Below are 12692 nucleotides of genomic sequence, written 5' to 3'. Positions count from 1 at the left end.
GATATGCCCCTGGGGGGTCCCGAAACCCCTCGTGCATTCGCATATGCCCCCGGCCCTGTGGGGCCGGTCGGAACACGCATGCGGACGGACGGTGGCCGGAGGGCTTTCCACCGGCGGGGGCGACTATCGTTGCGCCCTGGATACGTACGGGTTTCCGGAGGGGCGTGCGGTGACGGAGGCGGCGTCGGTGGACGAGGGGCGACTGGTCGCCGGGCGGTATCGCCTGGTTGAACGGATAGGCCAGGGCGGTATGGGAACCGTCTGGCGGGCCCGGGACGAGGTCCTTGGCCGTCAGGTCGCGGTCAAGCGTCTGCATGTGGCGCCGTATCTCGATGCGGACGAACTGGCGAGGCGCTATGAGCGCACCACCCGCGAGGCGCAGGCCGCGGCGCGCATCAACCACCCCAATGTGGTGGGGGTGCACGACGTCGTGGACGACGCAGGGATGCCGTGCATCGTCATGGAGTACGTCCCCTCGACGACGCTCGGCGATCTCATCAAGGAAGCCGCACGGCAGGACAGTTCGGTCACACCGCGCGAGGCCGCCCGTATCGGACGAGGCATGGTGGCGGCGCTGCGTGCCGCACACTCCGCCGGTGTGCTGCACCGTGACGTCAAGCCGGGCAACGTGCTGCTCGGTGAGGAAGGCCGGGTCGTGCTCACCGACTTCGGCATCGCGGTCGCCAGCGGTACCTCCACGCTCACCAAGACGGGCGAGCTGGTCGGTTCCATCGACTACTTGGCGCCCGAGCGGGTCAGAAGCGGCAGCCCCGGGCCCGCATCCGACCTGTGGGCGCTGGGCGCGACGCTCTATCAAGCGGTCGAGGGACGGCCCCCGTTCCGCAAGGACACCGCGGTCGAGACGGCGTACGCGATCGCCATGGACCCGTTCGAGGCGCCGCGCAATGCCGGGGTGCTGACCCCGCTGATCGAGGCGCTGCTCGCCAAGGAGCCGGCCGACCGCCCGACGGCCGAGGTCGTCGAACAGGCGCTGCGGGCCGCCGAGGCCGACGCGGACACGGCGCTGTACGGCTGGCCCACGCTGGCACTGGGCACGGTCGGACGCGGTGCGCCGGAAACGGCAACGCCGGGCGAGCAGACGGAGGCACCGACCCATCCGGTGTCGCACACGGACGGGGCGGGAGCCACGTCGGACCGCACCGGAACCGGAACCGGGACCCGTGCGGGCACGGCCACGGGCGCGCGCTCGGGCACGGGCTCAAGTACGGGCACGGGCTCGGGTACGGAAACGGGTGCGCACTCGGGTATGGACGTCGGCGCCGTCACCGGCCCCATGGCTCTCCCGGACGGGGCGGTCGGCAGGCGGGCCGACGGGGACCGTACGGAGGCGCTGTCCGGCGGCAAGACACCTCGTAGGCGGCGTGTCGCCCGGGTCGTTGTCTGGAGCATCGTCGGGCTGCTGTTCGCCGGGGGCGGTGCGGGCACGGCCTGGTACCTGATGGACCGTGGCGACTCCGGTGCGACCCCCAGCGCCTCCGACAAGGGCGAACCGCGCGTTCCCAGTGAACCGGAAAACAGCATCGGACCGCCGCCTCCGCTCCCCGACGGCTACCGGAAAGTGAATGAGTCCGCGCTCGGCGTGGCCTTCCCGGTGCCCGATGGCTGGCAGCGGAAGGTCGAGGACAACGGCCGGACGATCATTTACTACTCGCAAAAGGACCTGGCCAGACTGACCGTCAGCGTCCTGGACCTCTCCTCCGGCAACGCGGTGAAGCACTTCAAGAACCTTGAGGCCCGCCAGAAGGCGGATTACGAGGTCTACTCGCAGCTGCGTTTGCAGAGCACCGTCTACCAGGGCGAGCCCGCCGCGATCTGGGAGTACACCTTCGGGGGCAAAGCCCGTATGTACCGGGCGGCGGATCTCGGGTTCGGCCGCGCGGGTGGCACGGACTACGCGATCTACCTGTCCGCACCGGAAGCCGACTGGACGACGTTCGGGAAGGTCTTCTCGGCGGTGACGAACGGTTTCCGCCGGACCGACCCGAAGAGCTGAGGCGGCGGGCGGGAGCGGCGAGGCGGAGCAGGCCGCCGCGGACCGCCATGGACCGGCTGGACCGGTCCGCCTCCGGCCCGCCCCGTCCGGCCCCGGGCGGCCCCCCCGGAAACGTCAGGGACAGGTTCAGGGACGACCCTGATGTCCCGGGCGCGGGTGCCGTGTGACGATCGAGCACATGACCACCGCCCCGCCCCGCGCCGAGACGAGCTACGCCCCGGCGCCGGACCCCGACGACCCGCCTGTGCGCAAGCTCTACCGCAGCGCCGACGGGCGGCTGCTCGGTGGCGTCGCGCGGGGGCTCGCGGGCCATCTCGGACTGCCGGTCTCCTGGGTGCGGATCGTGTTCGTGGCCCTGTTCATGGCGGACGGGATGGGCGCCCTGCTGTATGCCGCGTTCTGGTTCTTCGTCCCGCTGGGCGTCGGCGGCGTGGACCACCGGCAGCCCGCCCCGGCGGACGGCAAGCGCCGCCGGCTGCGGCACCGCCCCGACAAGGGCCAGGTCTTCGCGCTGATCGCGCTGCTCATCGGCGCCTCGATCGTCGCCTCCCGCTTCCAGCTGGGCCAGGCCGACGGCTATCTCTGGCCGGTGCTGCTGATCGGCGCCGGTGTCGCCCTGGTGTGGCGGCAGGCGGACAACTCCCGCCGCGCCCAGTGGCTGGAGCTCGGCCGCCGCAACGGCCTGCTGTCGATGGTGCGCGGCGCGGCCGGTGTGCTGCTGGTCGGCGTCGGGGTGACTGGAATCGTCGTGCTGCAGGGTTCGGTGCGTCATCTCGGCTCGGTGCTGCAGGCCGCCCTCGCCGTCGTCGTCGGCATCGCGCTGCTGGCGGGCCCCTACCTGGTGCGGATGGCCCAGGACCTCTCCGAGGAGCGGCTGATGCGCATCCGTGCCCAGGAGCGCGCCGAAGTGGCCGCCCATGTGCATGACTCGGTCCTGCACACCCTCACCCTGATCCAGCGCAGCGCCGACGACCCCCGGGAGGTGGCGCGGCTGGCCCGCGCCCAGGAACGTGAGCTGCGCGCCTGGCTCTACAAGCCCGAGGGCCGCGGCAAGGAGGAGGACGAGGAGCCGGCCACCCTGGCGGAGGCGGTCCGCAAGGCCGCCGCCGAGGTGGAGGACGACCACGGTGTCCCTATCGAGGTCGTGGTGGTCGGCGACTGCCCGCTGGACGAGCCGCTGGGCGCCCAGATGCAGGCCGCACGCGAGGCGATGGTCAATGCCGCGAAATACGGCGGGGAGGGCGGCGCGGTGCAGGTTTTCGCCGAGGTGGAGGGCCGTTCGGTCTTTGTCTCGGTGCGCGACCGCGGCCCCGGATTCGACCTGGACGCGGTCCCCGCGGACCGGATGGGCGTACGGGAGTCCATCATCGGCCGTATGGAGCGCCACGGCGGCACCGCCCGGCTGCGCTCCGCCCCCGAGGGCGGCACGGTCGTCGAGCTGGAGATGGAGCGCGCGGCGACGGAGCGCGGGACATGACCGGGCCGGGCGAGGGGCGGCCGGAGGCGACAGGGCGCGCCGGGGCACGGGATGATGGCGGGGCAGACACCGAGGGACGGGCGGAAGAGATGAGCAGCGACGGCGCACAGCAGGACGGGACCGGCGGCGGGACGGCCGAGGGCCGGACCGTACGGGTCGTGCTGGTCGACGATCACCGGATGTTCCGTACGGGCGTCCAGGCCGAGATCGGTGAGACCGGGCGCACCGGCGTCGAGGTGGTCGGCGAGGCCGCCGACGTCGACCAGGCGCTCACGGTCATCACGGCCACCCGCCCCGAGGTCGTCCTCCTGGACGTCCACCTCCCGGGGGGCGGCGGTGTCGAGGTGCTGCGCCGCAGCGCCGCGATGATGACCGACACCGAGCGCCCGGTCCGCTTCCTGGCGCTCTCCGTCTCCGATGCGGCCGAGGACGTCATCGGCGTCATCCGGGGCGGCGCCCGCGGCTATGTCACCAAGACGATCACGGGCACGGACCTGGTCAACGCGATCTTCCGGGTCGCCGACGGCGATGCGGTCTTCTCCCCGCGGCTGGCCGGCTTCGTCCTGGACGCCTTCGCCTCGACGGACGCCCCGCCGATCGACGAGGACCTCGACCGCCTCACCCAGCGCGAGCGCGAGGTTCTCCGGCTGATCGCCCGCGGCTATGCCTACAAGGAGATCGCCAAGCAGCTCTTCATCTCCGTGAAGACCGTCGAGTCCCATGTCTCCGCGGTGCTGCGCAAGCTCCAGCTGTCCAACCGCCATGAGCTGACCCGGTGGGCAGCGGCCCGGCGGCTGGTCTGACCTGCGGAACCGGCACGGGGGCGGGCTACCGCGCAGCTTCATGACGAGGGAGTAACAAAGCACCTAAGAAGGGCAACCAGGACCCTGCGGATCACCATCTAAGGGCGCGGAGAGGCTCACTGCCGAAGGCGGGGCCGGAACCACCCCACGTCCTTCGCGTAGTTTGTCCTGGAAGCGAGAACCCGATGAGCCTGACGGGCACGCCCTTCTTCCTCACCTCGCTCACGCTGCTGATCGTCGCCGTCGTGCTGCCCTTCGCCCTCTGGGGCCGAATAGCCGGACCGCCCCTGGTGCGCGGCCTCGGCCGACTGCTGATGCTGCTTTTCGCCCAGGTCACGGCCATCACCGTGGTCTTCGTCCTGGTCAACAACGCCAACAGCCTCTACGACACCTGGGACGATCTGCTCGGCACCGGTAGCCATGTCGAGGCGGCCCGGGACCTCGGCCCCGACGGCATGGGCGGCCGGCAGATCAAGCACGAGCCCAAGCAGCTGCAGCAGTTCCGCCCGGCCGACGACCCCAAGGTGGGTGCCGGCGTTCAGATGACCGATCTCCAGGGCCGGATCTCGGGGGTGCGGGGCGAGGTGTACGTATGGCTGCCGCCCCAGTACAACGACCCGGCCTACCGGAACAAGAAGTTCCCGGTGGTCGAGCTGCTGCCCGGCTACCCGGGCTCGGCGAAGTCCTGGCTGGGCTCCCTGCGCGCGGCCGAGCAGCTCATGCCGCTGATGCAGAACGGCACGGTCAAGCCGGCCATCCTGGTGGCGCCCCGGACCAATCTCCTCCCCGGCGCGGACACCGGGTGCGTCAACATCCCCGGGAAGGTCAACGCCGACAGCTGGCTGACCGTCGACGTCCGCAAGATGATCATTGACAACTTCCGGGCCGGCGACAAGCCGGACTCCTGGGCCCTGGCCGGCTACTCGGCCGGTGCGCACTGCGCCGCCAAGCTGGCACTGGCCCACCCCGACCGCTACCGTGCCGCGGTCGCCATGTCCGGCTACAACGACCCGGCGCTCGAGCGTGACTCGCTGGCCGGCAAGGACCCCAAGCTGCGTATCGAGTCCAACCCGCTGCACATCCTGAAGTCGGCCAACGCGGCCGGGAAGCCGCCGCGTACCGCGCTGTATGTGTCGGGTGCGGCGCGCGACGGCTTCCAGGCCGGGCTCGCCCTCCGCCAGTTCGCGCAGAGTCCGACCACGGTGACGCTGCGGCAGATCCCGCCGGGCGCGGGCCACACCACGGTGGTCTGGAAGCAGCAGGTGCCGGAGATCTTCCGCTGGCTGGGGACGCAGCTCAGGGCGTGAGGGCACGGGTGCCGCGGAGCCCGGGGCAGTTCCCCCTACGGGTGGCGGCACCTGAGCCCGCGGCCATTCACCCCATACGGCCGGCGGCGGTGACCGGGGACCGGAGCCGCCAGCCCATCGCCTCGTAGAGCGCACGGCCGTCGGGGCTGGCCACCAACACGCCCTGCCGCGCGCCCCGTTCCACCGCGCGGCCCGCCAGCGCGGTCATGACCGCCCGGCCCAGCCCGCGCCGTTGGTGCGCGGGCTCGGTGCCGATCATGTCGAAGACGACGGACGGGGCGTACGGGGCGGGGGAGCTGCCCGGTGCCCCCGTGGTGAGGGCGGCACGTCCGCTCGCGGCGAGGACCGTGCCGGGCCCGTCGGCGCCACCGCAACCGGAGCCGGAGCCGCAACCGGAACCGGAACCGGAGCCGGAGCCGTTGCCGGGGTCGCCGACGGCGTGCACACGGGCCTCGAACACCTCCTCGCCCTCGTCGACGATCTCCAGCCGGTAGCCGGACGGCAGACCGGCGCCGGGGCGCGGCGCCGCCAGCCCGTCCGTCGTCATGAGGTACTGGGGTTCGCTGATCTCCCAGTCCGCGGTCAGCAGCGGCTCGACCACCTCGCGCGGGGCACACGCCTTGATCCACAGGCCGGGCGTGGTGAGCGTGTCCACGAGGTCGCGCAGGACGGCCGGTTCCGCCTCCGAGAGGACATGGCGCGCGAGGTGACCGGGCCGCCGCACCTCGATCCGGAAACCGCCGGGCACCGCCTCCGGCGCATCCGTGCCCCGCGCACGCGCCCAGCCGTCGACCCAGGCATGGACGGCGGAGTGGAGGCCGGTGTCAGGCGCCGCGGCGGTGTGCGTCATCCGGCCGATCGTACGCGGGGGCCGCTGCCGCCCCAACTGCCTTTTCGGGGGCGGCAATCGGGCCATGGTGCGGCGCGCATGCCTCGTGGTGGGGAGCCCTACGCCGGCCGGGTCGCCGCCGCGAACGGCATCTGGTCGATCGGTGCGATCCGTACCGGCGCCCCCGGATGCGGTGCGTGGATCATCTGGCCGTTCCCGACGTAGAGCCCCACATGACTGATGCCCGAGTAGAAGAACACCAGGTCACCGGGGGCGAGTTGGGACCTGCTGACCCGCGGCCCGGAGCTGATCTGGGTGTAGGTCGTACGGGGCAGCGCGACCCCGCCGGCCTTCCAGGCGGCCTGGGTCAGCCCCGAGCAGTCGTAGGCGGCCGGGCCGGTCGCGCCCCAGACGTAGGGCTTGCCGAGGGCGCTGTAGGCGAAGGCGACGGCACGGGCGGCACGGGGGCTGGGAGCCTGTGCCGCGGCGGCGCCCGCGCCACCGGGAATCCCGGCGGGGCCGTCCCCGCGGCCGTCCCCCCGGTCCGTGCGGCCCTGCCCCGGCCCGCTCCGCGACCCGTCCCGGGCCGCCATCCGCTGCCGCTGCTCCGCGGTCAGCCGGTGGAGCAACTCCTCGGCGGCGCCCAGCTTGTGCACGACGGTGACCCGGTGCTTCTTCAGCTTGGCCTCGGTGTCCGCCAGCCGCTCCACGGTCTCCTCGGCCCGCTGCCGGACCTGCCGTACGCTGCCGAGCCGGCGCGCATAACCGGCCACCGCGGTCGCCTGGTGGCTGCCCGTACGCTCCAGCACCGCGGCGCCGTCCAGATAGCGCTGCGGGTCCGCGGACAGCAGCAGCCGTACGGCCGGGTCGACGCCGCCGGAGCGGTACTGGCTCGCGGCCAGGGTGCCCAGTTCGGTGCGGGCGGCGTTCAGCTTCCGGGTCCTGCGGGCGGCCTCGTCCTGCAGCCTGCTCAGTTCCTCGCGTGCGGTGTCGGCGGATTCCTTCGCACCGTTGTAGTTCTGCGTGGCCACCTCTGCCTCCTGGTACAGCGCGTCGACCCGGTCCTTGACCTGGGCGGGGGTGGGCCGGTGTGCGGCCTGGGCGGTGCCCTCGAAGCCGGTGGCGGTGGCGGTGGCGGCGCCGGCCAGCGCCAGGGTGGCGGCCGTACGGGCGGTGCGCGCGCTGCGCGAGCCACCGCCGGTGAGCGCGGCGAGCGGATGCTGCCGGGGCTTGCGGTGCGAGGCCACGGTGGCCGTCACTTCCTTCCCTTCGAGCCGTGGGCCCGGCGGCGGTCCGTCACGGGGGCAACGGACCGCCGCCGCACCTCTCGGCGGGGACGGCCGACGGAACGCCGGTGGGGGGGCCGGCGAGGCGGGGAGTCGGCCGCCTGAGGGAGGACGCTAAGCCTGGATGTCACGGCGGTGAGTCCCCTTGCCCGGCATTGTTCGCTTTCGACCACGGCAGGTACGCGGGTGACCGCGGCGCCATGGCCCTACGGCCGGGACCGGTCTGGCCTGACCGAAGCGGCGATAGTGGGCGCCCTGCCCGAAGGGCCGTGCTATACGGCGGCTACGATCCAGCACTATGGACGTAGTAACCAATATCTTCGTCGGCCTGCACATCATCGGCATCGCCTCCCTGCTGGGCGGCTTTCTGACCCAGATGAAGGCGATGAGCGCGGGCACCGCCCGCTTCGTGCCGGCCATGCTGCACGGCGCGCTGACGATGCTGGTCACCGGCATCGTGCTGGTCGGCCTCAACCAGGCCCAGGACCACCCCGTCAACAACATCAAGATCGGCATCAAGATGGCCGTTCTGGTGGTGATCCTGGCGCTGGTCTACGTCAAGCGGGACGACGAGACGGTCGACAAGCCGCTCTTCGCCGCGGTCGGCGGGCTGACGGTGGCCAACGTCTTCATCGCGGTGCTCTGGACCTGACGCACGTCCCCACCACGGCACACCGCGCGGTCCTCGCACTCCGGCTCCGGAGGCGAGGACCGCGCGGTGGCGTGTGGGGGGTGACCGTGGGGGGTGGTCTTGTGGGGGAGCGGGCCGGGCCTCAGTCCGGGCGGACGCTCCCGTAAATCGGCATGTAGTAGATCGACTCCTCCCGGACGTTGGCGCCCGGCTTCGGAGCGTGGACCATCTTCCCGTTGCCTATGTACATGCCGACGTGGCTGATGTCGTCATAGAAGAAGACCAGGTCACCGGGCTGCAGATCCTTGGTGGCCACCCGCTGGCCGATCTTGACCTGGTCCCAGGTGGTCCGCGGCAGGTCGACGCCCACCGCCTTCCACGCCGCCTGCGTCAGCCCCGAGCAGTCGTAGGAAGCGGGGCCGGTGGCGCCCCAGACATACGGCTTGCCGATCTGGGCGCGGGCGAAGGCGAGCGCCTTTTCGCCCTTGGCGGAGGACGAGTCACCGGTGGAGCCGCCGTCGGTCGAGCCGCCGCCGGTCCGGCCGTCGGACGGGCCGTCGCCGTCCTGCTGCCGCTGGCGCTCCCGCTCCTGCTGCTTGCGCGCCTCCTCCGCGGCCCGGCGCTTGGCCGCCTCTTCCTTCTGGCGCTCCAGCTCCGCCAGCCGCGCCTTCTCCTGGGCGGTCAGCCGGGACAGCAGCTGACGGGCCTCGGCCAGCTTGTCCTGGACGGAGCGCTTGGACTCCTTGAGGGAGGCCTGCGACGTCTGCAGCCGCTCCAGGCTGCGGGTCGCCTCGGCACGCTGCCGGGCCGCCTTCGCCTGCTGCTCCTGGTAGTCGGTGACGGCCTGCTTCTGCCGGCCGGACAGCCGCTCCATGAGGTGGTTGCGGTCGACGAACTGCTGCGGGTCCTTGGCCAGCATCAGCTGCGCCGTCGGGTTCATGCCGCCGGTGCGGTACTGCGCCGAGGCGAAGGTGCCCAGCAGGCGCCGGGACTGGTTCATCTTCTCGGCGCGCTGGGCGGCGGCGTCGAGCAGACCGTCCACGGTGTCGCGCTGCTCGTCGGCGCGCTCCTTGACGGCGTTGTACTTCTGGGTGGCCACCTCGGCCTGGTGGTAGAGGCCGTCGACCTTCTGCTTGACCTCTTCGATGCTGGGCTTGGGCGCCCTGGGGGCCGCCTCGGCGGACTGCGAGAGCAGGGTGACCGAGGCGAGGGCGGCGGTGGTGAGTCCGGCCGCCGTACGACGGCCTCCGGGTGAGGCGAGAACGCTGGTGCGCGGCTTGCGATGCGACGCCAAGGCCGGCAACTCCTTCCGTGGACCGCCTACCGGGTTGCGATGGGGGTACCTCCCAGGCCGTTCAGGCACTGGGGGAGGGTTCGGGCGGTGTCGCTGACGGAAGGCTTGCCCTACGGTCCGGACGTCCACTGGCGACGGCCGTACGGATCGATTCACCCCGGTGGTGCTGGTGGGTCCCCGGCTCCGGGTGCCTGAGGGCAGTGCCGGACTCGGCGTGGCGGCCCGTGCGGACGCTGTCGTCCACGGGGAGGCGGGCTGCCTGAGCGAGGACGTTAGCCAACTCGTGTGGCTCCTGTGAAGGCTGATGTTCGATATGCCCGAAACCTTTTCGTGACCTGAACGCGATGCGGGTGTTGTGGTGCCAGATGTCGGATTCGGGTAGACGAGGAGCCGCCGGCCGGCGGCGCTTTCCGGCGGTCTGACCTGCCGCGGTGCCACGGCCCGCCCCGCAGACGGCCCGCAATCCGCTACTCCGCGGCGGACTGTCAGTGCGGCGGCCTAGACTCGGTGGGCGATGAGCAGCCTCTTTGACGACAGCTTCCTGGCGGACCTCGGCCACAAGGGCGAGGAGGAGCACCCACCGCCTCCCGAGGACGAGCACGGCCCGGCCCCGGAGGAGATCCCCGCCGACCTCTTCGGCGGGAGGTTCGACGCGCCCGCCCCCAGGGAGTCGTACTACCGCGACGGCGCCGCCCGCCCGCCCGTCGACGCCGCGGCGCTGCTGGAGGGGCTCAACGACGAGCAGAAGGCGGCCGTGGTGCACACCGGCGGCCCGCTGCTGATCGTCGCCGGCGCCGGCTCCGGCAAGACCCGGGTGCTGACCCACCGCATCGCGCATCTGCTCGCCGAGCGCCATGTCCACCCCGGCCAGATCCTCGCGATCACGTTCACCAACAAGGCCGCCGGTGAGATGAAGGAGCGCGTCGAGGAGCTGGTCGGCCCGCGCGCGAACGCCATGTGGGTCTCCACCTTCCACAGCGCCTGTGTCCGCATCCTGCGCCGCGAGTCCAAGAAGCTCGGCTTCACCTCGTCCTTCTCGATCTACGACGCCGCCGATTCCAAGCGCCTGATGGCCCTGGTCTGCCGCGATCTGGATCTGGACCCCAAGCGCTACCCGCCCAAGTCCTTCAGCGCGAAGATCTCCAACCTCAAGAACGAGCTCATCGACGAGGAGACCTTCGCCGGGACGGCGGCTGGGGGCACCTCCCAGACGGAGTCTGGGGGAGGTTTCGAGAAGACCCTGGCCGAGGCGTACACGATGTACCAGGCACGGCTGCGCGAGGCCAACGCCCTGGACTTCGACGACATCATCATGACGACGGTCAATCTGCTCCAGGCCTTCCCGGATGTCGCCGAGCACTACCGCCGCCGCTTCCGCCATGTCCTCGTCGACGAGTACCAGGACACCAACCACGCCCAGTACACCCTCGTACGCGAACTGGTCGGCCCCGCCGAATCCGCCGCGGAGCTCTGCGTCGTCGGTGACGCCGACCAGTCGATCTACGCCTTCCGCGGCGCCACGATCCGCAACATCCTCCAGTTCGAGGAGGACTACCCGGACGCGACCACGATCCTGCTGGAGCAGAACTACCGCTCGTCGCAGACGATCCTGTCCGCCGCCAACGCCGTCATCGAGCGCAACGAGAACCGCCGCCCCAAGAACCTCTGGACGGACGCCGGCACCGGCCCAAAGATCACCGGCTATGTCGCCGACACCGAGCACGACGAGGCCCAGTTCGTCGCCGACGAGATCGACCGGCTGACGGACGCCAAGGACGCCAAGGCCGGCGACGTCGCGGTCTTCTACCGCACCAACGCCCAGTCCCGGGTCTTCGAAGAGATCTTCATCCGGGTCGGGCTGCCCTACAAGGTCATCGGCGGAGTGCGCTTCTACGAGCGCAAGGAGGTCCGCGATGTCCTCGCCTATCTGCGGGTGCTCGCCAACCCCGAGGACACCGTCCCGCTGCGCCGCATCCTGAACGTCCCCAAGCGCGGTATCGGCGACCGTGCCGAGGCGATGATCGATGCCCTGTCGGCGCGCGAGAAGATCACCTTCCCGCAGGCGCTGCGCCGGGTCGACGACGCCTACGGCATGGCGGCCCGCTCCGCCAACGCCGTCAAGCGCTTCAACGTCCTCATGGAGGAGCTGCGGACGATCGTCGAGTCCGGCGCCGGCCCCGCCACCATCCTGGAGGCGGTCCTGGAGCGCACGGGCTACCTCGCCGAACTCCAGGCCTCCACGGACCCCCAGGACGAGACCCGGATCGAGAACCTCCAGGAACTCGCGGCCGTCGCCCTGGAATTCGAGCAGGACCGCGGCGAAGACAACCCGGGCACCCTCTCCGACTTCCTGGAACAGGTCGCGCTGGTCGCCGACTCCGACCAGATCCCGGACGAGGACGAGGAGGGCAGCGGCGTGATCACCCTCATGACGCTGCACACCGCCAAGGGCCTGGAGTTCCCGGTGGTCTTCCTGACCGGCATGGAGGACGGCGTCTTCCCGCACATGCGCTCGCTGGGCCAGACCAAGGAGCTGGAGGAGGAGCGCCGGCTGGCCTATGTCGGCATCACCCGCGCCCGCGAGCGGCTCTATGTCACCCGCTCCACGATGCGCAGCGCCTGGGGCCAGCCCTCGTACAACCCGCCCTCCCGGTTCCTGGAGGAGATCCCGGACGACTTCGTGGAGTGGAAGCGGACGGGCCCGGCGACGCCGTCCGCGTCCATGGGCGGACTCTCGGCAGGCGGCGGAGGCGGCTTCAGCTCCTCGCTGTCGTCGTCGCGCGCCAAGGGCCCCAGCGGCTTTGCGACCCGCCGCTCCCAGGACCGCCCGGTGGTCTCGCTGGCCGTCGGCGACCGCGTCACGCACGACAGCTTCGGCCTCGGCACGGTCGTCGGCGTCAAGGGCAGCGGCGACAACGCCGAGGCGACCATCGACTTCGGCGGCGAGAAGCCCAAGCGGCTGCTGCTGCGGTATGCGCCGGTGGAGAAGCTGTAAGGGAAGGCTGTACCGGAAGCCGGAAGCCGGAAGCCGGAAGCCGGAAGCCCCCGGGG

9 protein-coding genes are annotated in these 12692 nt (G+C 71.5%); 6 read left to right on the top strand and 3 right to left on the bottom strand.

Annotated elements, in window-relative coordinates; translation table 11 throughout:
- The first annotated feature begins 169 nt into the window (after positions 1–169).
- The 4 genes from SLV14N_RS15340 (at position 170) to SLV14N_RS15325 (ending at position 5601) form a co-directional block, all read left to right on the top strand.
- Positions 170–2014 carry a serine/threonine-protein kinase gene (locus SLV14N_RS15340; RefSeq protein ID WP_263269680.1) on the top strand — a complete coding sequence of 615 codons (1845 nt, stop codon included), beginning with the start codon at positions 170–172 and terminating at the stop codon, positions 2012–2014.
- 178 nt (positions 2015–2192) lie between these two features.
- A complete protein-coding gene (locus tag SLV14N_RS15335; RefSeq protein ID WP_208681393.1) occupies positions 2193–3491 on the top strand; it encodes an ATP-binding protein in 1299 nt (432 codons plus the stop codon).
- 89 nt (positions 3492–3580) lie between these two features.
- Positions 3581–4294 (top strand): response regulator transcription factor, encoded by a 714-nt coding sequence (locus SLV14N_RS15330; protein WP_208681392.1) that lies wholly within the window; start codon positions 3581–3583, stop codon positions 4292–4294.
- A 185-nt stretch (positions 4295–4479) separates the two neighbouring features.
- The gene (locus tag SLV14N_RS15325) at positions 4480–5601 is read left to right on the top strand and encodes an esterase family protein (RefSeq protein ID WP_263269677.1); all 1122 of its coding nucleotides are present in this window, start codon (positions 4480–4482) and stop codon (positions 5599–5601) included.
- A gap of 67 nt (positions 5602–5668) precedes the next feature.
- Here the strand turns inward: SLV14N_RS15325 and SLV14N_RS15320 are convergent, their stop codons facing one another.
- Positions 5669–6451: a GNAT family N-acetyltransferase gene (locus tag SLV14N_RS15320; RefSeq protein ID WP_263269675.1), complete on the bottom strand. Its 783-nt coding sequence runs from the start codon at positions 6449–6451 to the stop codon at positions 5669–5671.
- Between the two features lie 98 nt (positions 6452–6549).
- A complete protein-coding gene (locus tag SLV14N_RS15315; protein WP_263269673.1) occupies positions 6550–7689 on the bottom strand; it encodes an NlpC/P60 family protein in 1140 nt (379 codons plus the stop codon).
- A 325-nt stretch (positions 7690–8014) separates the two neighbouring features.
- On the opposite strand from SLV14N_RS15315, the gene SLV14N_RS15310 reads away from it, so the two are divergent.
- On the top strand, positions 8015–8368 hold the full coding sequence (locus SLV14N_RS15310; protein ID WP_263269671.1) for a hypothetical protein: 354 nt from the start codon (positions 8015–8017) through the stop codon (positions 8366–8368).
- A 121-nt stretch (positions 8369–8489) separates the two neighbouring features.
- On the opposite strand, the gene SLV14N_RS15305 is transcribed toward SLV14N_RS15310, so the two are convergent.
- Complete coding sequence (locus tag SLV14N_RS15305) at positions 8490–9641, bottom strand: C40 family peptidase (protein WP_263269669.1); 1152 nt, start codon at positions 9639–9641, stop codon at positions 8490–8492.
- A gap of 514 nt (positions 9642–10155) precedes the next feature.
- Here SLV14N_RS15305 and pcrA point away from each other — a divergent pair.
- The gene (gene pcrA, locus SLV14N_RS15300; protein ID WP_263269668.1) at positions 10156–12636 is read left to right on the top strand and encodes a DNA helicase PcrA; all 2481 of its coding nucleotides are present in this window, start codon (positions 10156–10158) and stop codon (positions 12634–12636) included.
- Positions 12637–12692: the final 56 nt, after the last annotated feature.

Origin of the sequence: Streptomyces sp. Je 1-4 4N24 (assembly GCF_026239515.1) — a bacterium.
Classification (GTDB): Bacteria; Actinomycetota; Actinomycetes; order Streptomycetales; family Streptomycetaceae; genus Streptomyces; species Streptomyces nigrescens.
This window is presented reverse-complemented; position numbering and strand designations above follow the sequence as displayed.